Below are 21,017 nucleotides of genomic sequence, written 5' to 3'. Positions count from 1 at the left end.
GGTGACCATACCCACCGCGTCCGGGTGATTCCCGGCGGAATTCGGAATTCTCCGACAAAGCCGTGAAGCGACGAAAACCGCAGTGTTCGGGGCCGGTTTTCCGACGATTTCGGTTCGAATGCCCGTCCGGTCGTCGCGCGGGATTTCCCTGGTGCCGGGAAAACGGACGGAGCGGGAGACCGGGTCGAGCCGGTTCCCACTCCGTGGTAACCCTGGGTAGGTCCGGTGCTCAGTCGAGCGGGCCGCCCGCGACGTAGACGACCTGGCCGGAGACGAATCCGGCCGCCTCGCCGGCGAAGAACGAGACGGCGTGCGCCACGTCCTCGGGCACGCCGACCCGCTGGACCGGGATCTGTGAGGCGGCGGCGCGCTTGAAGTCCTCGAAGTCCATGCCGACCCGGGCGGCGGTGGCCGCGGTCATGTCGGTGGCGATGAATCCGGGGGCCACCGCGTTGGCGGTGATGCCGAACTTGCCCAGTTCGATCGCGAGGGTCTTGGTGAAGCCCTGCAGACCGGCCTTGGCGGCCGAGTAGTTGGCCTGGCCGCGGTTGCCCTGGGCCGAGGAGGAGGACAGGTTGACGATCCGGCCGAAGCCGGCATCGACCATGTGCTTCTGGACCGCGCGGGTCATCAGGAAGGCGCCGCGCAGGTGCACGTTCATGACCGTGTCCCAGTCGGACTCGGTCATCTTGAAGAGCAGGTTGTCGCGGAGTACGCCCGCGTTGTTGACCAGGACGACCGGGGGACCGAGTTCGGCGACGATCCGGTCGACCGCGGCCTGGACCTGTCCGGCGTCCGAGACGTCGGCGCCGACGGCGACGGCGCGACCGCCCGCGGCGGTGATCCGGTCCACGGTCTCCCGGCCGGCGGCCTCCTGGAGGTCGAGGACGGCCACGGCGTAGCCGTCGGCGGCCAGCCGGAGGGCGGTGGCGGCCCCCAGGCCGCGCGCGGCGCCGGTGACGACGGCGACCCGGGGTGCGGTGGTCTGCTCGGTCATGCTCACTCTCGTCTCTCTCGGATCTCGCTCGCGATCTCCCAGGGATCTCCCAGGGATCTCCCAGGCGGCACTCGGGGACCTCCGGGGGTCGTGCGGAGCGCCCGGGGAGGACGGGGGCCGTCGAGGTGGCCACACCCTACCGGTGAGTAGGGGGTGCGGCCAGGGCCGAAGGCGCAGGTGACCGAGGGTAAGGACCGACCGGTCGGCTTTCTCCTGCGAACGGGTTACTGCCGGGTCGGCGCGGCGCGTAAATATGCCAATGTTGCCGAACCTGCGTCTACTATCCGCCCCTGCCTGCCAGCGAGGGCCCGCCGTTTGTATAGTGTCCGCCAGCAGCCACCGGCTGCACGGCTGGAGCGCCCTCCCTCATAGCGGGACGCCCACTCGCCGTTACTGCCCCACCCGGGTGTCCCACACACACCGGGTGTGACATCGGGACGGATACATGGTGCTGGGGGAGATCCCGACGACCCGTGTGTCCGCGCGACTGCAGCAGTCGCCCGGACACCTGATCCGCGTTGCACAGCAGGTCCACACCCGTCTGTGGTCCGAACACGTCGGAGCCGATCTCACGGCTCCGCAGTTCGCGGTCCTGCTGGTTCTCGCCCTCGAACCGGGCGCTGACCAGCGAACGGTCGGAGAGCGTGCTTCGCTCGACAAGGCCACGATGGCCGAGATGGTCGCCCGGTTGGTCCGGCGCGGCCTCGTACTGCGGCGCCGAGACCCGGCCGACGGCCGGCGCAAGCTGCTCGCTCTCTCGCAGAGCGGCGCCCAGGCTGTCCGGGAGGCCACCGGCGGGGTGGTCCGCGTGCAGCGCACGCTCTTCGAGCCGCTGACTCCGGAGGAGCAGCTGGAGATCGTCCGTGTGATGGCCAAGATAGCCAGGCTGGAACCGGCTCAGGTCGCCGTCCTCACGGACGCGCGACCGATGCTGGACGCCCAGCGGGCGATCGGCTACCTCATCCGGGTGAGCCAGCAGGTGCACACCAAGCTCTGGACGGAGCACGTCGGTTCGGAGCTCACGGCGCCGCAGTACGCGGTGCTGGACGCTCTGGAGCTGGAGCCGGGCGCCGACCAGCGGACGGTCGGCGAGCTGGCCTCGCTGGACAAGGCCACGATGGCCGAGATGGTCAGCCGGCTGGTCCGGCGCGGCCTGGTCCAGCGTCGCCGCGACCCCTCGGACGGACGGCGCAACCTGCTCTCGCTCTCACCGGCGGGGCAGGACCTGCTGCACCGCTCGGCCGCGGGCGTGGCGCAGGTCCAGCTGCTGCTGCTGTCTCCGCTGGAGGAGCACGAGCACGAGGCGGCGCTGGCGCTGATCGCCAAGGCGGCCAGGCTGTAGCTTTCGCTTCGAGCTTCAGCCAAAACGATTCGCCAACGGATCGGAGGCCGTCGACGGTTCGTGGTTCGTGCAGGTCGACGCGGCGCAGGCCGCCTTCCCGGAAGAGGGGGGGGGCGGCCTGCGCCGTCGGCGGCACCCTGCGGGGCGCCGGACCGGGAACGGTCAGTTCCAGTCGAACTCCTGCGGGTCCGGACCGATCCGCTTGCCGGTGGCGATGCCCGCGACGGCCGCGAGGTCGTCGGCGTCCAGCTCGAAGCCGCCGACGTCGAGGTTCTCCTTGATCCGCGACGGGGTGACCGACTTCGGGATCGCGATGATGCCGCTCTGCAGGTGCCAGCGGAGCACCACCTGGGCGACGGTGCGACCGTGCTTGCCGGCGATCCGCGCCAGGGCCGGCTCGGCGAGCAGATCCTTGCCCTGACCCAGCGGGCTCCAGGCCTCGGTGGCGATGCCGTGCTCCGCGTGGAAGGCGCGCAGCTCCTCCTGCGGGAAGTACGGGTGCAGCTCGACCTGGTTCAGTGCCGGCACCACCGAGGCCTCGTCGAGCAGGCGGGTGAGCTGCTCGGCCCCGAAGTTGGAGACGCCGATCGACTTCGCCCGGCCGTCGGCGCGCAGCTGCTCCAACGCCTTCCAGACGTTGAGGTAGCTGCCGTGCATCGGGCGGGGCCAGTGGATCAGGTAGAGGTCGACGTAGTCGAGGCCCAGCCGGTCCAGCGACGCGTCGAACTCGCGCAGCACCGCGTCCCGGCCCTGCTCGCCGGACCAGTCGCGGGTGCCGGAGTTCCACAGCTTGGTGGTGATGTAGAGGTCCTCGCGGGCCAGACCGCCGGCGAGCGCCTCGGTGACCGCCTGGCCGGTGCCGGTCTCGTTCTCGTAGACCGCGGCGGTGTCGATCGAGCGGTAGCCGGACTCGAGCGCGGCGCGGACGGCGGGGGTGGCCTCCGCGTCCGGCACCTGCCAGACCCCGAAGCCGAGCTGGGGGATCTGCGAGCCGTCGTTGAGGGTGACAGTGGGGATGTTGCTCACGGGAAGGAGTGCCCTCTCCTGGTCGTCCATGGGGTTCCGATGGGGGCAACCTGCGGGGTGCCGGGAATGTTCCCGGCGCCCCAAAGAATTTTCCGACGCCTGGTACCGGCGTGCGCATCGGCTGTCCGGCGGCTGTCCGGCGGCTGCGCGACGGCCGCGTGACCGGCCGCGCGGCGGGGCCGGCGCCCGTCGGGGTGCGGCAGACCGCCGGAAAACCTGTTGCGTGGGTCACATCCGGGTTGGCAGTCTCGCTGCCATGACCTCCTGACCGACCCCGGGCCGTGACCGCACCGGCCCCTCCGAGCCCTCCGCCCGCACCGCCTCCGCAACGGAGCGTCATGCCGCTCGAAACCCTCCCCCTGGCCGACCCCGGCCGCCCCGACCTCACCTCCCCGCTCGCCTTCCTGCGCTGGCTCCAACGCGGCCAGCGACGCGGGCAGGTGCTCGCCACCTGCTGGTCGCTGCTGGAGATGGGCGGCCAGGCGGCCCTGCCGGTCCCGGTCGGCCTGGGCATCCAGGCCGCCGTCGACGGCGACGCCGCCGGCCTCTGGCGGGCCGGCGGCGTCGCCCTGGCGCTCGCCGCGGTGTCCTCGGTGGGCACCGTCCTGCTGCACCGCCAGGCGGTCTGGAACTGGATCCACGCCGCGACCCAGGTCAGACAGCTCGTCGCCCGCCAGGCCTCCCACCTCGGGGCCGGACTCTCCCGGCGGATCGCCACCGGCGAGATCGTCGCGGTCGGCAGCGGCGACGTCGAGAAGATCGGCTGGTACGTCGAGCTGGTCGCCAGGCTGCGCGGTGCCGTCCTCGTCTGGCTGGCCGTCAGCACGGCGGTGCTGGTCACCCAGCCGGTCCTCGGACTCGCCGTGCTGCTCGGGGTGCCGGTGCTGGCGGCCTCGGTGTGGCCGCTGCTCGGCCCCTTCGAGCGCCGGTACACGGAACAGCGGGCGCTCGGGGGCAAGGCCACCGAGCTGGCCGCCGACACGGTGGCCGGGCTCCGGGTGCTGCGCGGCATCGGCGGCGAGGAGCTCTTCCTCGCCCGGTACCGTGCGGCGTCCCAGCAGGTCCGCGCCGCGGCCGTCCGCTCGGCCCGGATCTGGTCCCTGATGCAGGCCCAGCAGGTCCTGCTGCCGGGCCTGTTCGTGGTCGGCATCACCTGGTACGGCGCCCATCTGGCCGCGTCCGGCCGGATCTCGGTCGGCACCCTGGTCGCCGTCTACGGCTCGACGGCCTACCTCGCCGCCCCGCTGCGGATCCTCGGCGAGGCGGCCCACGCCTGGAGCGTGGCCCGCGTCTCGGCCGGGCGGGCCGCGCGGGTGCTCGCGCTCGACCGGACCGACGGGACCGCCGACGCGGGACTGTCCGGTGCCGCGCAGTCGGACCTGTTCGACCCGGCCACCGGGCTGACCGCCCGGGCCGGCCGGCTGACCGCCGTGGTCTGCGGCGACCCGGACTTCGCCGGTGCGCTGGCCGAGCGGCTCGGCGGGCACGTCCCGACGGCCGAGGGCGCGCGACCGGAGCCGTCGGTGCGGCTCGGCGGCACCGAGCTGGACTCCGTCCCGCTGGCCGAGGCGCGGGCCGCCGTCCTGGTCCACGACAAGGAGCCGGTGCTGCTCTCCGGCACCCTGGCGGGGCTGTTCGACATCCCCGCCTCCGGGCGGGTCGAGCCCGTCGACGCACTGGCCGCCGCCTGCGCCGAGGACGTCCTGGACGCCCTGGTCGACGGCTCGCCCACCTGCGGGGGCGACGCCATGCGGGCGGAGATCACCGAGCGCGGACGCTCGCTCTCCGGAGGGCAGCGGCAGCGACTGGCGCTGGCCCGCTCGCTGCTGGCCGACCCGCCGGTCCTCGTCCTGGACGAGCCGACCAGCGCGGTGGACGCGCACACCGAGTCCCGGATCGCGGCCGGGCTGCGCAGGAGCCGGGAAGGGCGCACCACCGTGGTCTTCGCGACCAGTCCGCTGCTGCTGGACCGGGCGGACCGGGTGGTCCTGGTCCGCGACGGGCGGGTGGCGGCGGCCGGGCGTCACCGCGACCTGATGCGGACCGAGCCGGGCTACCGGGCGGTGGTCACCCGCGCGGAGGAGCCGTCGCCGGCGGGGGAGCCCGCGACCGTGGGGGAGGCGGTGTGAGGCCGACGGACCCCTGCGGCCCGTCCTCCCGGCCGCACCGCCACCCCCGTGGTGCCCGTCGCGCCCGTGGTCCTCGTGGCCCCCGTGGTGCCGGGGGTCCTCGTGGCCTCCGCGCCGACGTCCGAGAACAGCTGAGGAGCACCCCATGAAGCCCCCCGTCCATCAGGAGCAGGGGCCGGCCACCACCCTTCCGGTCGGCTCCCCGGTCGCCGTGCGGTCCTACCTGCGGCTGCTGGCCCGACGCCACCGGGGCGGGTTCGCCGCCGTGGTGGGTCTGCACGCGGTGGCCACCACGGCGGGGCTCGTCGGGCCCTGGGTGCTGGGCACCCTGGTCGAGTCGCTGGCCACCGGCACCGTCGGAGCCACCGTCACGGTCGCCGTCGCCTGGTACCTGGTGGCGCTGGCGGTGCAGTCGGCGTTCACCTGGTGGTCGCGGCTGCGCGGCAGCGTCCTCGGCGAGCGGGTCCTGGCCGATCTGCGCGAGGACTTCCTGGTCCGCTCGGTGGCGCTGCCGACCGGGGTCCTGGAGCGGGCCGGCACCGGGGACCTCGTCTCCCGCGGCACCACCGACATCGACCGGCTGGACAAGTCGGTCCGCGAGGCGGTGCCGGAGCTGGCCGTGGCGATCGTGTCGCTGCTGCTGGTGCTGGGCGCCCTGGTCGCCACCTCGCCGCTGCTCGCGCTCACCTCGCTGATCGGCCTGCCGCTGCTGCTGGCCTCCTCCCGCTGGTACTTCCGGCGGGCCCCGCAGTCGTACCGGAACGAGTCGGCCGGGTACGCGGCGGTCAACACCGTGCTGGCCGAGACGGTGGACGCCGGTCGGACGGTCGAGGCACTGCGCCTCGGTGACCAGCGGGTCCGGCTGACCGACCGCAAGCTGGCGGAGTGGATCGCCTGGGAGCGGTACACCCTCTGGCTGCGCACGGCCTGGTTCCCGACCATCGACGCGGTCTACACCCTGGCGGTGCTCGGCACCCTGGTGCTGGGCGGGCTGTTCACCCTCCGGGGCTGGATCGGCGTGGGCGAGCTGACCACCGGGGTGCTCTACGCCCAGGCGCTGACCGCCCCGGTCGACCTGATCCTGCGCTGGTACGACGAGCTGCAGATCGGGCAGGCCTCGCTGGCCCGGCTGGTCGGGGTGCACGAGGTGCCCGAGCAGGAGAGTGACGAGGCGGCCCGGCCGAGCGGACGGCGGGTCGAGGCCCGGGACGTCCGCTTCGGCTACCGCGAGGGCGTCGACGTGCTGCACGGCATCAGCCTGGACGTCGCGCCGGGCAGCCGGGTCGCCCTGGTCGGGCCGTCCGGGGCGGGGAAGTCCACCCTGGGGCGGCTGCTGGCCGGCATCTACGCGCCCGGCCGGGGCAGTGTGACGCTCGGCGGGGCGGCGCTGTCGCGGATGCCGGCCGAGCGGGTCCGGGCCGAGGTCGCGCTGGTCAACCAGGAGCACCACGTCTTCGTCGGCACGCTCCGGGACAACCTGCGGCTGGCCGCGCCGGACGCGGACGACGCCGAGTTGCGCGGGGCCCTGGACGCGGTGGACGCCGGTGACTGGGTGGACGCGCTGTCGGCGGGGCTGGACACCGAGGTCGGTTCGGGCGGCGCCGCGCTGACCCCGCCGCAGGCGCAGCAGCTGGCGCTGGCCCGGCTGGTGCTGGCCGATCCGCACACCCTGGTGCTGGACGAGGCCACCTCACTGCTGGACCCGCGGGCCGCCCGGCACCTGGAGCGCTCGCTCGCCAAGGTGCTGGAGGGCCGGACGGTGATCGCCATCGCCCACCGGCTGCACACGGCGCACGACGCGGACGTGATCGCAGTGGTCGAGGGCGGCCGGATCAGCGAGTACGGCAGCCACCCGGACCTGGTGGCGGCCGGTGGTCCGTACGCGGCGCTCTGGCGGTCCTGGCGGGACGAGCCGTCGGAGACCCGGCCCGGGGGCGTCTGACGGAGAGTGACGGGCGGTAAACCCGCGCGGGGCGTGGTTGCCCCGTGCGGGTTACTCCCGGGCGCGTAGCCGGGCAAACCGGCCCATTCGACCGCAGACTTCGCGTGTGACCAAGATTTCAGACGGTTCGTCCGGCACCAAGCGCAGCGAGATCGGCGGGATCCCCACCCGGTACATCGGGATCGGTGTCATCGTCGTGCTCGCGGTGTGGTTCCTGTTCGCCAACCTCGACAAGGTGAAGATCCAGTTCTGGGTGTTCACCGTGACCGCGCCGCTCTGGATCGCCCTGCTGGCCACGCTGGTCGCCGGTGGCGCGCTCGGCTGGCTGCTGAAGGGCCGGAGCGGGCGGTGACCGACGCACCGGAGCCCCCGCCCGGGTCCGGGCCGGGGCCCTCGGCCTTCACGCCCTTGATCGAGATGCGCGGCGTCAACAAGCACTTCGGCGAGTTGCACGTCCTCCAGGACATCGAGCTGACCATCGGCCGGGGCGAGGTCGTGGTGGTGATCGGTCCGTCCGGCTCCGGCAAGTCCACCCTGTGCCGGGCGATCAACCGCCTGGAGCCGATCGAGTCCGGGTCCATCGTGATCGACGGCCGGCCGCTGCCCGAGGAGGGCAAGGGCCTGGCCCGGCTGCGGGCCGAGGTCGGGATGGTGTTCCAGTCCTTCAACCTGTTCGCGCACAAGACCGTGCTGCAGAACGTGTCGCTGGCGCAGGTCAAGGTCCGCGGGCGGTCGAAGGGGGAGGCGGACGAGAGGTCCAGGGCGCTGCTGGAGCGGGTCGGGCTGGCTCCGCAGGCGGCCAAGTACCCGGCACAGCTCTCCGGCGGCCAGCAGCAGCGCGTCGCGATCGCGCGTGCCCTGGCGATGGACCCCAAGGCACTGCTCTTCGACGAGCCCACCTCGGCGCTCGACCCGGAGATGATCAACGAGGTGCTGGACGTGATGCGCCAGCTGGCGCACGAGGGCATGACCATGATCGTCGTGACCCACGAGATGGGGTTCGCCCGGGCCTCCGCCAACCGGGTGGTCTTCATGGCCGACGGGCGGGTCGTCGAGGACCGCTCTCCGGAGGCGTTCTTCGGCGCTCCGGAGAGCGAGCGCGCCCGGGACTTCCTCTCCAAGATCCTGAAGCACTGAGGCCGCGCGTGAAGAAGATCGTGACCGCCGCCGTCGTGGCCGCGGCCGTGCTGCTGGCGGCCTGCGGCAAGGAGGGCACCCCGCCCCCCAAGGGGCCGCAGCCCAGCGCGCTCCCCAGCTACCAGGTGGAGAGCGGCGCCGGCATCACCGGTTCGTCCACCCTGGACGCGGCCCGCAGCCGGGGTCACCTGGTGGTCGGGGCCAAGGAGGACCAGCCCTACCTGGGGCAGAAGAACCCGGCCACCGGGCAGTACTCCGGCTTCGACATCGAGATCGCCAAGATGGTCGCCGCCGACCTCGGGTTCGCCCCGGACCGGATCGAGTTCAGGACCATCGCCTCGGCCAACCGCGAGACCGCGCTGCAGAACGGCCAGGTCGACTACTACGTGGGCACCTACACCATCAACGACAACCGCAAGAAGCTGGTCGGCTTCGCCGGGCCGTACTACCTGGCCGGACAGTCACTGCTGGTGCGCCGGAACGACACGACCATCAACGGGCCGGAGGACCTGGACGGCAAGAAGGTCTGCTCGGCGGCCGGCTCCACCCCGTACCAGCGGATCCAGAAGGACTACCCGAAGGCCCGGCTGATCGGGTACGACAGCTACTCGGCCTGTGTCGACAACCTGATCACCTCCCAGGTGGACGCGGTGACCACGGACAACACCATCCTGATGGGCTACGCGGCCAAGGTGCCCGACGAGCTCAAGGTGGTCGGGCCGCTGTTCTCCCAGGAGCCGTACGGGATCGGCACGCCCCGGAACGACACCGTGCTGCGCGGGGCGCTGAACGACGCGCTGGCGCACCACGAGGAGAACGGTGACTGGCGCAAGGCCTACGACGCGACCCTCGGCCTCTCCGGGGTGCCCGCGCCCACCCCGCCGCCGATCGACCGGTACTGAGGAGGGGCCGGCCTGTGAAGACGCTGACCGACAACTGGTCGACCTACTGGGAGGGCTTCCTCGGCACCCTCTCGCTGTTCCTGGTGAGTGCGGTGCTGTCGCTGGTGCTCGGCGTGCTGGTCGCGAGCTTCCGGGTCTCGCCGGTGAAGCCGCTGCGGGTGTTCGGCACCACCTGGGTGACGCTGCTGCGGAACACCCCCCTGACCCTGCTCTTCTTCATCGTGGTGCTGGGCCTGCCGCGGTTCGACATCACGCTTCCGTTCTTCACCTTCGCGGTGCTCGCGCTGGGCTGCTACACCTCGGCGTTCGTCTGCGAGGCGATGCGGTCGGGCGTCAACACGGTGCCCACCGGTCAGGGCGAGGCGGCCCGCAGCCTGGGCATGACCTTCGGCCAGACGATGAGCCTGGTCGTGCTGCCGCAGGCGTACCGGTCGGTGATCGCCCCGATCGGCAGTGTGATGATCGCGCTGGCGAAGAACACGGCGATCGCCGGCTCGTTCAGCGTCACCGAGCTCCTCGGTACCTACCGGACCATCAACGAGCTGGGCTACAGCATCGTCTGGACCTTCGTCTGGATCGCGGTCGGCTACCTGGTCATCACGCTCGCCGTCAGTGCCGTGTTCAACCTGCTGGAACGACGACTGGCGGTGTCGCGATGACGGTGGAATCCTCGGCGCTCTACGACATCCCGGGGCCCAGGGCGCTCGCCCGGCACCGGCTGTACGGTGCGCTCGCGCTGCTGGCGATCGCCGCACTGCTCGGCTGGATCGTCTACATGCTGTTCCACACGAACCAGTTCACCGCCGAGAAGTGGACGGCCTTCGAGTACAAGGGGGTCCAGGAACTCCTGCTGCGCGGGCTCGGCAACACCCTCAAGGCGTTCGGGTGGACAGTGCTGTTCGCCCTGCCGTTCGGTGCGCTCTTCGCGGCCGGACGCCTCTCGGACCACCGGGCGGTGCGCTGGTTCTCCACCCTGGTGGTCGAGTTCTTCCGGGCCATGCCGGTGCTGGTGATGATCTTCTTCATCTTCGTCGCGCTCAAGGTCGCGCCGCTCTGGGCCCTGGTGGCCGGTCTGGTGCTCTACAACGGTTCGGTGCTCGCGGAGGTGTTCCGGGCCGGCGTGCTGGCGGTGCCCAAGGGGCAGAAGGAGGCCGCTTTCGCGCTCGGCCTGCGCAAGACCCAGGTGATGGCCTACGTCCTGGTGCCGCAGGCCAACCGGGCGATGCTGCCGGCGATCATCAGCCAGCTGGTGGTGGCACTGAAGGACACCTCGCTGGGCTTCCTGATCACGTACGAGGAGTTCCTGCACGCGGGCAAGCTGATCGCCACCAACCTGGACTACGACCTGCCGTTCATCCCGGTGGTGATGGTGATCGCGCCGGTCTACATCGGGATGTGTCTGCTGCTCTCCTGGTTCGCGCGATGGATCGAGCAGCGCAGCCGGCGCAGCCCACGGGTGCGCGGCGGGGCGCCGGTGGCCGACGCGGAGGTGTCGATGGGGCTGCCGCCGGCCGCCCAGCCGTAGCCGGGGGTGCGCGAGGGGTGCGCGAGGGATGGGCGGTTCGCCGGTAAACCATAGGTGCCGCCGGGGTTAGGCTCCACTCCTCCAAACTCTGCTTATGATTGCCGGGATGTGGCACGGCGGCCGGGCGGAGGGGCGATGGAGCCGGTATTCGACTCACGGCATATCAGGACCTTCCACGAGGTCGTCCGGGCCGGCTCCTACTCGGCGGCGGCCCGCGAACTCGGCTACACCCAGCCCGCCATCACCCAGCAGATGAAGGCCCTCGAACGGACCGTCGGCCTGCCGCTCTTCACCCGGGCCGGACGCGGACTGCGCCTCACCGAGGCCGGCGAGGCGCTCGCCCGGCACGCCGAACAGATCCTCGGCAGCCTCGCCGCCGCCCAGCAGCAGCTCGCCGCGCTGGCCCGGCTGCGTGCCGGACGGGTGCGGGTCTGCGCCTTCCCCAGCGCCAACGCCACCCTGATCCCCGAGACGATGGCCCGGCTGCTCGCCGAACACCCCGGCGTCCGGGTCGAACTGCTGGAGGCCGAGCCGCCGGACTCCGTCCAGCGGCTGCTCCGCGGCGAGTGCGACATCGCCCTGGCCTTCCGTTATCCGGGCGCCCCGGCCGAGCTGCCGGAAGGTCTGGACGAGATACCCCTGATGGAGGACCTGCTGACCGTGCTGCTGCCGGTCGGCCACCCGCTCGGGCGGCGGCACGCCGTCCGGCTGGCCGATCTGGACGGCGAACGGTGGATCGCCGGCTGTCCGCGCTGCCGGGCCAACCTGCTGCACGTCTGCGCGGAGGAGGGGTTCGCGCCCGACATCGTCTTCTCCACCGACGACAACCTCGCCGTGCAGAGCCTGGTCGCCGCAGGGGTGGGGATAGCCCTGATGCCGGCCCTGGTCCTCTCCTTCATGTGCCACCGCAAGGTCACCGGCCGGGCCGTCGAGCCGCACCTGCGCCGCCGGGTCAGCGCGTACGTGCTGCGCGAGCACCGGCGGATCCCGGCGACCGCGCTGGTGCTGGACCACCTGCGGTCCGCGGCCGCCGCCCGGGTGGGGTGCTGACCGCTCCTGACAATCCATAAGCGTTCTTATGGGGAGAGCTAAAGATCCCTCGTTGGACGTGATAGGTCGGGCGGGTCGAACCTGCTCGTATGACACCCTCAGCCACGGTCGGGAGCGGCCGGCTCACCGAGCGCATGACCGCCCTCGTCGGCGAGATCCGCGCTGTCGTCGACCGCGGCCTGCCTCCGGAACTCACCGCCTACCTCGTCGGCGAACGACTCGCCCCGCACCTCGGCGACGCCGACCTGCTCACCGCCGACCAGCGCGAGGGCGACCCGGACCGCTACCGCCAGCACGTCCTGCACGCCGAGGCCGACGGGTCCTTCTCCGTCGTCGCCCTGGTCTGGCTGCCCGGCCAGCAGACCCCGATCCACGACCACGTCTCCTGGTGCGTGGCCGGCGTCCACCAGGGCCAGGAGAGCGAGACCCGCTACCGCCTGGTCTCCGACGGACGGTCCGCCCACCTGGTCGAGACCGAGCACGTGGTCGGCCCCGCCGGCACCGTCGCGGCCTTCGCCCCGCCGGGCGACATCCACCTCGTCCGCAACGCCTGCACCTCCACCGCCATCTCCATCCACGTCTACGGCGCCGACGTCGCCAGGCTCGGCACCAGCATCCGGCGGGTCTACCGGCTGCCCGCCGGCGACCCCCGGTGAGCCCCGCATGGCACTGATCGTCCGGGAACGGCGGGTCCGCACCCGCGCCCTCCCCCCGCTCGGCGGGGACACCCCCGGCCTGCTGCTCGCCGCGCTCGGCGTGGCCGCGGCCCTCGCCGTCCACCAGGCCGTCCCCGCCGTACCCAAGCTCACCGCCGCCGTCGTGCTCGGCGTCGCCGCCGCCCACCTGCCCGGGCTGCGCCCGGTGGTCCGGGGTGCCGCCCGGCCCGGGCTCTCCACCGCCGGACGCCGGCTGATGCGGATCGGCATCGTGCTGCTCGGCCTCAAGCTCGGCCTGGGCGACGTGCTCGGTCTGGGCTGGGCCACCGTCGCCATGGTGCTCGCCGTCGTCGCCGCCACCTTCGCCGGCACCTGCTGGCTCGGCCGCCGGCTCGGCCTGCCCGGCGACCAGCCGCTGCTCGTCGCCACCGGGTACTCGATCTGCGGCGCCTCGGCGATCGGCGCGGTCAGCCAGGCGGCCGGCAGCGACGAGGAGGACGTCGCCGCCTCCGTCGCCCTGGTCACCCTCTGCGGCACCCTGGCCATCGCCGTCCTGCCGCTGCTCCAGCACCCGCTGGGGCTGGACGAGGCGGAGTTCGGCCGCTGGGTGGGGGCCGGGGTGCACGACGTCGGGCAGGTGGTCGCCACCGCGCAGACCGGCGGGGCGGGAGCCCTGCGCGAGGCGGTGCTCGTCAAACTGATGCGGGTGATGCTGCTGGCCCCGCTGGTCGCCGGGGTCGCGCTCACCGCCCGGCGCGCCCGCGCGCGGACCCGGTCGGCCGCCGACGGCGTCGCGGCGGCCGGTGCGTCCGGCGGTCCGGCGGGCGGTCCGGTCGGGAAGCGGCCGCCGCTGGTGCCGCTCTTCGTCGCGGGATTCCTCGCGATGATCGCGCTGCGCACCACCGGGCTGGTGCCGGAGCCGGTGCTCCGGCTCGCCGGCGACGCCCAGGAGCTGCTGCTGGCAGCCGCGTTGTTCGGGCTCGGCAGCGCCGTCCACCTGCCGACCATGGCCCGCACCGGCGGGCGGATCGCCCTGCTCGGGCTCGGATCCTGGGTGATGGTGGCCGGTGTCTCGTACGCGGGGGTGCTGGTCACGAGGTGACCGGGGCCCGGCCCGCGCTGGGCTATTGTCGGGCGGGTAGGCCGATCGTCCGAAGCTCCCGAAAACCGGAGGGGATTCGCGCATGTCCACCGCACTGCCGGAACGGGACGGCTCGGACGCCGTCGTCACGCTCGACCGGCGCGAGGGGCCCTTCGGAGAGGTGGTGCTGCGGCAGCGCGGGCGGCACTACGAGATCATCGCCAACGGCTGCTTCCTGATGGACACCGCCGACGGGCGCTCCGAGCGACTGCTGATCCAGGCGGCGCTCGACGAGTTGGACCGGACCGGCGACCAGGCCGGGCTCGGCGACCAGGCCCGGACCGGCGACCAGGCCCGGCCCGGCGGTCCGGAGCGGCCGGCCGTGCTCATCGGCGGGCTCGGGGTGGGTTTCTCGCTGGCCTACGCGGCCGCCGAACGGCGGTGGGGGCGGATCGCCGTCGTCGAGCGGGAGAGCGCGATCATCGACTGGCACCGGAACGGTCCGCTGGCCGCCTTCTCGGCCGGCGCGCTGGGCGACGAGCGGGTCGAGGTGCTCCACACCGACCTGCTGGAGTACCTCGCGGTGGCGGACGGCGCCCGCTACGACGCGCTCTGCCTGGACATCGACAACGGCCCGGACTGGACCGTCACCGACTCCAACGCCGGGCTGTACGGCGCGGACGGACTGGCCGTGCTCCGGCACCGGCTGGAGCCGGGCGGGGTGCTGGCCGTCTGGAGCGCGCAGCCGTCCCCCGCCTTCGAGGAGGCGCTGCGCGCGGCGGGCTTCCTGGACGTGGTCACGCACGAGATCCCGGTGGCCCGGGGCGTGCCGGACGTCGTGCACCTGGCCCGCCGCGCGCGGTGAGCGCACGACGGGCCAGGCGGGTCCTGACCGGCCCGGTCGACCCGGGCCGTCGTCCGGCTACTTCAGACCGTTGTCCACCGCGGCCATCAGCTCGCCGCTCGCGGTGTCACCGTCGAAGGCCCAGATCATCGCTCCGGCCAACCCCTGGGACTTGATCCAGGCGGTCTTCCGGGCGATCTCGGTCGGGTCGTCGTAGGTGTAGAAGACCGAGCCGTTGTAGATGTACGAGTGGCCGGCCACCGGGTCCCGGTAGATGGTGTAACCACCGCTGGTGGCCATCTCCTTGAGCTTCCGGTAGTCCTCGAACCCGGCCTCGTAGGTGCCCGGGCCGGGGCCCGTCGCGGTCTGGAAGAGACCGTTGGTGGTGCCGCGCGGCACGCCCGTCCAGCCTCGACCGTAGAACGGGATGCCCAGCGTGAGCTTGCTCTTCGGGGCGCCGCCGTTGACGTACGCGCCGATCGCGACCTCGGAGCTGAACTGGCGGGCCGGCGGGTTAGGGTCGCCGGCCGCGACCTTGATGCCGGACTGCTGGTTGGTGACCATCTCCCAGCCGCCGTGGTAGTCGTAGCCCTGGATGGTGGCGAAGTCGAAGGCGCCGAACAGGCCGGGGATGTCGATGCCGGCCGTGATCTTCGCCGGGTCGGCCGGGAGGAAGGCGCTCAGCGTGTAGTGCTTGTTGGTGGTGGCGCCGAGCGCGTCCAGCTGGCGACGGAACTCCTGGGCGACCAGGGTGTAGTTGGCCTTGTCGGCGGGCCGGAAGATGTTCCCGGTGTGCCCGTCGGAGTTCGGCCACTCCCAGTCGAGGTCGATGCCGTCGAAGATGCCGGCCGCACTGCCCGCGCCGCCGCGGCCGTCGATCACCGGCAGGTTGCCCTTGATGTACATGTCGATGCAGGAGCTGACCAGCGCCTTGCGGGAGGCGTCGGTGGCGGCCGCGTCGGAGAACCACTTGCTGTAGGACCAACCGCCCAGCGAGATCTGGATCTTGAGGTTGGGGTACTTGGCCTTGAGCTGCTTCAGTTGGTTGAAGTTGCCGGCCAGCTTCTGGTCCCAGGTGTCGGTGGTCCCGGCCACCGAGCTGCCCGCGTCCCAGCCCTTGCCGTAGTCGGCCCAGGCGTCACCGGCACCGTCGCCCGCGTTCGGGTCGTTGTCCGGCCCGGCCGCCTTGTTGGTGATGAAGCACTGCTTGGTGGTCGGGTGGATGTTGGCGAAGGCGTAGTTGAGCGTGGTGAGCCGGCCCGCCGAGCCGGAGGTGTCGAGCTTCTTCACGCTGTACCCGCGGGCGTAGATGCTCCACTGGGTGAAGTAGCCGATCTTCAGGTTGCCGGGGTTGCTGCCCCCGGGCTTGGTCTTGCCGGTCACCGGGCCGGAGGCGGGCGAGACGTTGCCGGCCGCGTCGCGGGCCTTGACCGTGAAGGTGTACTCGGTGTCCGGCGCCAGGTTGCCGACGGTGGCGGACGCCGAGGGGACGGTCGCGGCCAGGGTGGTGCCGGTGTAGACGTCGTAGGCGGTGACGCCGACGTTGTCGGTGCTGGCGGTCCAGGTCAGCGAGACCGAGTTGGCGTCCGAGCCGGTCACCGTGGGGGTGCCCGGGGTGGTCGGAGCCTGCCTGTCCTCGACCGGCGGCTGGGTGGTGGCGCTGACCGGTCCGGCCGCCGCCGAGCGGTTGCCCGCCGCGTCGAAGGCCTGGACGGTGAACTGGTAGGCGGTGCCCGCGGTCAGGCCCTGCACGGTGACGGACGTGGTGGCGCCGTCGGTGGTGGCCACCTTGGTGCCGTCGCGGTAGACGTCGTAGCCGGTGACGGCGAGGTTGTCGGTGCTCGCAGCCCAGGACAGGTCGACCGTGGTCTGGGTGACGGTGCCCGTCCGGAGGTTGCCCGGGACGGTCGGCGCGGTCTGGTCCCCGCCGGCGCCGTCACACGGCTGCCCGTTCAACTTGCAGTTCAGCAGGGCCTTGTAAGCGCCGGAGTAGGCGATGTTGAAGCCGACGTTGTACGTGCCGCCGACCGGCAGGGTCGAGGCCCAGCCGGGGTTCTTGACCGTGACGTGCGAGGCCGAGGTGGTGTACGTCGCGTTCCAGAGGCCGGCCACGGTGTTGCCGGTGGGCAGGTCGAACTCCAGCGTCCAGCCGTTGATCGGGGCGCTGGAGCCGTTGGTGATGGTGTAACTGGCGTCGTAGCCGCTTCCCCAGTCGCTGCCCTTGGTGAAGGTCGCGGTGGCCGACCCGGCAACGGCGGAGTCGGCGTTGGCGATGGCGGCGGGGAGGGCGGCGGCGAGCAGCGGGACGAGTAGCGTCCCGGCTGCCAGCAGCGGCAGGCTGATCCGACGTCTGCGCATGGATATGGCTCCTGTCCTGGGGTCCCGGGGCAGGCCCGGACGCCCCGTAACCCGTGGGGAGGTGTCAGGTGCGTGGAGCAGCGAGCTCCGGCCATGGGGGCGGCGCGGAACCGGAGTCCTCGGGCCGTCGGGGTGCCACGGAGGATCCTGTGCCGAGAGTAGGGAGCAGATCGGCAACTGGCAATAGGTCTGTACCAGTTGTCGGTCGTGGGCATGACGGGCCGCCCGGACGGCCTCAGTTGACCTTGGCTTTCGTCAACTGGGCCTCGTCGGAGTGATGTTGTGGCCGAATGCAGTGCGGCGAAAGCGGCGCGGGTGCGGCTCCCGGCAGGGGCGCGGGGGCGGCCGTCGCCCCGGGCCGGCGGGAGCGACGGCCGGGCGGTCGGGCCTCGATGCGGTCGGTCGGGCGGTCGGGCGGTCGGGCGGTCGGAGGGGGCGGTGGGCCGTCCGGCGGTCGGGTGCGGGGCTCAGCCGAACGGGCCGGGCTCCGGAGCGGCGGCCGGTGGCGGGGCCGGGCGGTCCTCCGGCTGCGGGGCGAACGGGTTGAAGTCCGGGGGCGGGACCATGACCGGGGTGCCCTTGGGCCGGGGCCCGGGCTCGTCGGCGTTCCCGGCGGCGCCCCCGGGTGCGGGAGGGGCGGCGGGCGGCGGCGGGACCGGGGCGGACCGCAGCAGGACGGTGGTGCCGAACGGGTCCTGCGGACGGTCGGCCGCCGTCACCGTGCCGAACGGGTCGGTGACCGGGACGGCCGGGGGCGGCCCGGCCGGGACGGGCGGGGCGGGCTGCGCGTCCGGCTGCGGGGCGAAGGGGTCGAAGTCCGGGGGCGGCACCATCACGGGGGTGCCCTTGGGCCGGGGCGGCAGATCGGCGTCACCGGCGTCAACGGTGCCCCCGGCGCCGGGGGCACCGTCGGGGACGAGGATCGGCCGGGCCGGGGTCGGGTCGGCGACCTGCGCGAAGGGGTTGAAATCGGCGGGCGGGACGCGAACGGGCGTGCCCCGCAGGTCGCCCGGGAGCGGGGCGGCGTCGGCCGGCACCGCGTCGGCAGGTGCCGCGTCCGCCGGGGCCGCCGCGTGCAGCGCGGGCGCGGGTTCGGCCGGCGGCGAGGGGACGGGAACCGGGACGGCCTGCGCCGGGGCGGGCGCGGCCGGCGCGCCGGGCACGCCGTCCCAGCCGAACTGCACGCTCTTCAGCAGCTCCGCGAACACGTCCGTGTACAGCTCCCAGTCCTGCGGCTGGGCGGTGCTGAGCTGGACGCAGAGCACCGAGGCGCCGTCCGGCAGCGGGACGAACGCCTCCACCACCGACGTGACCGCCCAGCGGCGCACGCCGTCCGCGGCCAGCGGGCCCGGCACCGGGACGCTGCGGCCCTCCACCAGCACGGCGGCCGGTCCGGCCGGCAGCAGCACCGTCCAGACCTCGGCGTGCCGGCGGACGGTGGCCAGCTCGGTGGCCAGCCCGGTGATCGGCAGCGGGTGCCGGGCGAGCGAGACCACCAGGGTGGCGTCGGCGGGCCGGCCGTCCGCCCGGAGCGCGGCGACGCCCGCGTAGACGGCGCCCGAGGCGCAGACCGCGTCGGCCAGCGTGGCGGCGATCACCGCGAAGTCGCGGCGGCCGGCCGGCTCGGCGCCGCTGAACAGCTCCTCGGCGGTCTCCGCCAGGTGCGTGGCCAACTCGGCGGCGGCGGCGCCGGCGGCCGGGTCGACGCCCCGGACGGACGGGGAGCCGCCGGCCGGGCCGAGGGGCACCGTTCGGGCGGAGACCCCGGGAGGTCCGCCCGGGGAGGTCAGCGCGTGGAAGCCCGGCGGGACGACCAGGCGGACCTCCGAGCCGGCGCCGGTGGCGAGTTCGACCGGCTGCCGGGTCTGCTGCCCGGCAGCGAGTGCCGCCAGGGGGGCGGTGAACGGCGGGCGGAGCTTCGGGTCGGCGGGCTCGCCGGTCACGGGGAGCTCGAACCGGGCGGCGGTCAGGACACCAGGAGCGTCGGGCGAGGCGCCGCGGACCGGGCCGGCGGTGCCGTACCGGCTCAGCAGCGCGCCGGTCGCCAGCGCGGAGACCTCGGCTCCGGTGCCCGGGCGGGCCGTTCCGGCGGTGATCACGGTGCCGAGCCGGTCGACGGCGGTGTGCACCGGTCCGTTGGGCGCGAGGGGCAGGTCGAACAGGGCCTCGGCGGCCGGGCCGCTCACCCGTAGGGCGGTCAGCGAGGACGCCGGGTGGCGTGAGGTCCGGGCGTCGAAGAGGGCGTCGGTGAGCGTTCCGAGCGTCGCGGAGATCCGCTCCGCCGCCGCGAAGGGGTTGGCCTCCGCGCTGAACTGGCCGTCCTGGGTCAACTGTTGAGCCCCCCGCTCTGCTCGGTGTGCGTTCGGTGGTCCGGGGACCCGGGCCCGGGGTGACCGGCGGGCCGTCAGATCCGTGCCCATTCCTATCAGAGGCCGCCGACGTGGCAGAACCTGCCGTCGGCGGCCCGGCCCGGCCCGTCAGGCGTCGGCGGGCGCGGGGCGTGCGGGTGGTGCCACGTCGGCGGCCTGCCCGGGGGCCGGCCCGACGGCCAGGGCGGTGACCGCCTCGGCGAGGCCCGGGACGGCGAACAGCCCTGCCAGGTCGCGGACCAGCCGCCCGGTCGGGCCGTCCGGCCGCTCGTCGGCGAAGAATCCGGTCAGCTCGGCGGCGAGCGCGGGCTCCCGGGCGGCGGTCAGCGTGAGCGCCGCGACGAACTCCTGCACCAGGTGCAGCTGCAGCTCCTCCAGCGGCACCGAGCGGTCGGCCAGCCACTCCAGCGAGGTGATCTCCGCGTTGGCGATCCACGCGCGGACGGTGAGCCGCAGGCCCGGACCGGGCTCGGGCACTGCCAGGTGGCCCAGGATCTGGTCGTGCGCGGCCCGTCGGACCTCGTCGATCACCGCCGAGGTGTTGGTGCTGGCCGCCACCGAGCCGCCGCGCAGCAGCGCCGCGAAGCCGGGGCCGTGGCTCTGCACGAAGTCCAGGTAGCGGCCCATGACGCGGTGGAGGCGCTCCGAGAGCGGGCCCTCGGCGGGTTCCTCGAACCGGGCCGCCAGCTCGCGGCCCGCCCGCCGCAGCGACTCCTCGTACAGGGCCTGCTTGCCCGGGAAGTAGTGGTAGACCAGCGGCCGGGAGGCGCCGGCGGCGGCCGCGATGTCGTCGATCGACACCTCCTCCGGCGGGCGGAGGCTGAACAGCTCCAGAGCGACGGAGATCAGCTGCTCGCGCCGCTCGTCCACGCTGAGGCGCCGGCGCGTGCGCTCGCCGCTCCCGCGCCCGGGGCGCTCAGGGCGCTCGCCGCTCCCGGGGCGCTCGGCGGGCGACGGGTGCGCTGCGTGTTCCGGGCGCGGGCCGCCCGCGGGCCGGGCCGTTCCTTCCGGCACCGCCGGGCCCTCGGGCCGCGCCGGGCCGTCCGGTCGTTCCGAGCGCGCGGGGGAGGGGGCCGACGGCGTGCGGGATGCCATGCGCGCCACCTTATCCGGCGTTACCCCGCGTACCGCTCCAGGTAGCGCCGGTACGCCTCCCGGCCGTCCGGCACGAACTCGTCCCGGGCCAGCCGCTCCGTCAGCTCGGCGGGGGTCAGCCACGTGTGCCAGGCGACCTCCGACTCCTGCGGCGCCACCGGGCCGTCCCACTCGGCCTCGTACACGTCGGACCACCAGCCCAGCCCGTCACCCCGGAACAGGAACCGGAACAGCGGGCGCGGGGCGATCCCCTCGACGCCCAGTTCCTCCTCGGCCTCCCGGACGGCTGCGTCCTCGTACGTCTCGCCGGAGCCCACCACCCCGCCGACGAACATGTCGTGCGCGCCGGGGGCGAACAGCTTGGTGGCCGTGCGCCGGTGGACGAAGATCCGCCCGGCGGGGTCCCGGACCAGGACGAAGACGCACCGGTGGAGCAGTCCCCGCCGGTACACCTCCCCGCGCGGGGCGATCCCGATCACCCGGTCGTGCTCGTCGACGACGTCCAGCAGCTCTTCGGCAGGGTTGGTCATGACCGACAGGTTAGGGTTTCCGGGCGATCGACGG

Annotated in this window: 18 protein-coding genes; 12 read left to right on the top strand and 6 right to left on the bottom strand. The window is 73.4% G+C overall.

From position 1 onward, the window contains the following. Positions 1 to 229: 229 nt before the first annotated feature. A complete protein-coding gene (fabG, locus tag PUR56_RS11575) occupies positions 230 to 997 on the bottom strand; it encodes a 3-oxoacyl-ACP reductase FabG (protein WP_329948816.1) in 768 nt (255 codons plus the stop codon). A 475-nt stretch (positions 998 to 1,472) separates the two neighbouring features. Between fabG and PUR56_RS11570 the strand changes: the two genes are divergently transcribed. After that, positions 1,473 to 2,339: a MarR family winged helix-turn-helix transcriptional regulator gene (locus tag PUR56_RS11570; protein WP_329880307.1), complete on the top strand. Its 867-nt coding sequence runs from the start codon at positions 1,473 to 1,475 to the stop codon at positions 2,337 to 2,339. 162 nt (positions 2,340 to 2,501) lie between these two features. Here PUR56_RS11570 and PUR56_RS11565 read toward each other — a convergent pair whose 3' ends face one another. Continuing rightward, positions 2,502 to 3,365 carry an aldo/keto reductase gene (locus PUR56_RS11565; protein WP_329880638.1) on the bottom strand — a complete coding sequence of 288 codons (864 nt, stop codon included), beginning with the start codon at positions 3,363 to 3,365 and terminating at the stop codon, positions 2,502 to 2,504. A gap of 338 nt (positions 3,366 to 3,703) precedes the next feature. On the opposite strand from PUR56_RS11565, the gene PUR56_RS11560 reads away from it, so the two are divergent. The 11 genes from PUR56_RS11560 to PUR56_RS11510 all read left to right on the top strand — a co-directional run bounded on the left by PUR56_RS11560 (position 3,704) and on the right by PUR56_RS11510 (position 14,652). Next, positions 3,704 to 5,494 carry an ABC transporter ATP-binding protein gene (locus tag PUR56_RS11560; RefSeq protein ID WP_329948815.1) on the top strand — a complete coding sequence of 597 codons (1,791 nt, stop codon included), beginning with the start codon at positions 3,704 to 3,706 and terminating at the stop codon, positions 5,492 to 5,494. Between the two features lie 145 nt (positions 5,495 to 5,639). Continuing rightward, the gene (locus PUR56_RS11555; RefSeq protein WP_329880304.1) at positions 5,640 to 7,436 is read left to right on the top strand and encodes an ABC transporter ATP-binding protein; all 1,797 of its coding nucleotides are present in this window, start codon (positions 5,640 to 5,642) and stop codon (positions 7,434 to 7,436) included. 106 nt (positions 7,437 to 7,542) lie between these two features. Next, on the top strand, positions 7,543 to 7,788 hold the full coding sequence (locus PUR56_RS11550) for a LapA family protein (RefSeq protein ID WP_329880303.1): 246 nt from the start codon (positions 7,543 to 7,545) through the stop codon (positions 7,786 to 7,788). Between the two features lie 65 nt (positions 7,789 to 7,853). After that, positions 7,854 to 8,573, top strand: coding sequence for an amino acid ABC transporter ATP-binding protein (locus PUR56_RS11545; RefSeq protein WP_329948907.1), 720 nt, complete (start codon positions 7,854 to 7,856; stop codon positions 8,571 to 8,573). An 8-nt stretch (positions 8,574 to 8,581) separates the two neighbouring features. Beyond that, complete coding sequence (locus PUR56_RS11540; protein WP_329880301.1) at positions 8,582 to 9,475, top strand: glutamate ABC transporter substrate-binding protein; 894 nt, start codon at positions 8,582 to 8,584, stop codon at positions 9,473 to 9,475. A gap of 14 nt (positions 9,476 to 9,489) precedes the next feature. Further along, on the top strand, positions 9,490 to 10,134 hold the full coding sequence (locus PUR56_RS11535; protein WP_329880299.1) for an amino acid ABC transporter permease: 645 nt from the start codon (positions 9,490 to 9,492) through the stop codon (positions 10,132 to 10,134). Further along, positions 10,131 to 11,000 (top strand): amino acid ABC transporter permease, encoded by an 870-nt coding sequence (locus PUR56_RS11530; protein WP_329948814.1) that lies wholly within the window; start codon positions 10,131 to 10,133, stop codon positions 10,998 to 11,000. Before PUR56_RS11535 ends, PUR56_RS11530 begins: the two co-directional genes overlap by 4 nt. A 135-nt stretch (positions 11,001 to 11,135) precedes the next feature. Beyond that, positions 11,136 to 12,050 carry a LysR family transcriptional regulator gene (locus tag PUR56_RS11525; protein ID WP_329880296.1) on the top strand — a complete coding sequence of 305 codons (915 nt, stop codon included), beginning with the start codon at positions 11,136 to 11,138 and terminating at the stop codon, positions 12,048 to 12,050. An 89-nt stretch (positions 12,051 to 12,139) separates the two neighbouring features. Beyond that, entirely contained in the window at positions 12,140 to 12,706 is a 567-nt protein-coding gene (locus PUR56_RS11520) for a cysteine dioxygenase family protein (RefSeq protein WP_329948813.1), read from the top strand. A 7-nt stretch (positions 12,707 to 12,713) separates the two neighbouring features. Next, positions 12,714 to 13,808 (top strand): YeiH family protein, encoded by a 1,095-nt coding sequence (locus PUR56_RS11515; RefSeq protein WP_329948812.1) that lies wholly within the window; start codon positions 12,714 to 12,716, stop codon positions 13,806 to 13,808. A gap of 82 nt (positions 13,809 to 13,890) precedes the next feature. Continuing rightward, positions 13,891 to 14,652 (top strand): spermidine synthase, encoded by a 762-nt coding sequence (locus PUR56_RS11510; protein WP_329948811.1) that lies wholly within the window; start codon positions 13,891 to 13,893, stop codon positions 14,650 to 14,652. A 57-nt stretch (positions 14,653 to 14,709) separates the two neighbouring features. Here PUR56_RS11510 and PUR56_RS11505 read toward each other — a convergent pair whose 3' ends face one another. The 4 genes from PUR56_RS11505 to PUR56_RS11490 all read right to left on the bottom strand — a co-directional run bounded on the left by PUR56_RS11505 (position 14,710) and on the right by PUR56_RS11490 (position 20,983). Then, positions 14,710 to 16,989 carry a glycoside hydrolase family 18 chitinase gene (locus tag PUR56_RS11505; RefSeq protein ID WP_329948810.1) on the bottom strand — a complete coding sequence of 760 codons (2,280 nt, stop codon included), beginning with the start codon at positions 16,987 to 16,989 and terminating at the stop codon, positions 14,710 to 14,712. Between the two features lie 467 nt (positions 16,990 to 17,456). Next, positions 17,457 to 19,319 carry a hypothetical protein gene (locus tag PUR56_RS11500; RefSeq protein WP_329948809.1) on the bottom strand — a complete coding sequence of 621 codons (1,863 nt, stop codon included), beginning with the start codon at positions 19,317 to 19,319 and terminating at the stop codon, positions 17,457 to 17,459. A gap of 147 nt (positions 19,320 to 19,466) precedes the next feature. Beyond that, entirely contained in the window at positions 19,467 to 20,228 is a 762-nt protein-coding gene (locus PUR56_RS11495) for a TetR/AcrR family transcriptional regulator (protein ID WP_329948808.1), read from the bottom strand. Between the two features lie 245 nt (positions 20,229 to 20,473). Continuing rightward, positions 20,474 to 20,983 (bottom strand): NUDIX hydrolase, encoded by a 510-nt coding sequence (locus PUR56_RS11490; protein ID WP_329880286.1) that lies wholly within the window; start codon positions 20,981 to 20,983, stop codon positions 20,474 to 20,476. Positions 20,984 to 21,017: the final 34 nt, after the last annotated feature.

The sequence above is a fragment of the Streptomyces sp. BE303 genome (assembly GCF_036290945.1).
GTDB lineage: Bacteria > Actinomycetota > Actinomycetes > Streptomycetales > Streptomycetaceae > Kitasatospora.
This window is presented reverse-complemented; position numbering and strand designations above follow the sequence as displayed.

Coding starts and splice junctions, on each gene's coding strand:
- fabG (WP_329948816.1), bottom strand. CDS start 997: ATGACCGAGCAGACCACCGCACCCCGGGTCGCCGTCGTCACCGGCGCC.
- PUR56_RS11560 (WP_329948815.1), top strand. CDS start 3,704: ATGCCGCTCGAAACCCTCCCCCTGGCCGACCCCGGCCGCCCCGACCTC.
- PUR56_RS11555 (WP_329880304.1), top strand. CDS start 5,640: ATGAAGCCCCCCGTCCATCAGGAGCAGGGGCCGGCCACCACCCTTCCG.
- PUR56_RS11545 (WP_329948907.1), top strand. CDS start 7,854: ATGCGCGGCGTCAACAAGCACTTCGGCGAGTTGCACGTCCTCCAGGAC.
- PUR56_RS11530 (WP_329948814.1), top strand. CDS start 10,131: ATGACGGTGGAATCCTCGGCGCTCTACGACATCCCGGGGCCCAGGGCG.
- PUR56_RS11525 (WP_329880296.1), top strand. CDS start 11,136: ATGGAGCCGGTATTCGACTCACGGCATATCAGGACCTTCCACGAGGTC.
- PUR56_RS11520 (WP_329948813.1), top strand. CDS start 12,140: ATGACACCCTCAGCCACGGTCGGGAGCGGCCGGCTCACCGAGCGCATG.
- PUR56_RS11515 (WP_329948812.1), top strand. CDS start 12,714: ATGGCACTGATCGTCCGGGAACGGCGGGTCCGCACCCGCGCCCTCCCC.
- PUR56_RS11510 (WP_329948811.1), top strand. CDS start 13,891: ATGTCCACCGCACTGCCGGAACGGGACGGCTCGGACGCCGTCGTCACG.
- PUR56_RS11505 (WP_329948810.1), bottom strand. CDS start 16,989: ATGCGCAGACGTCGGATCAGCCTGCCGCTGCTGGCAGCCGGGACGCTA.
- PUR56_RS11490 (WP_329880286.1), bottom strand. CDS start 20,983: ATGACCAACCCTGCCGAAGAGCTGCTGGACGTCGTCGACGAGCACGAC.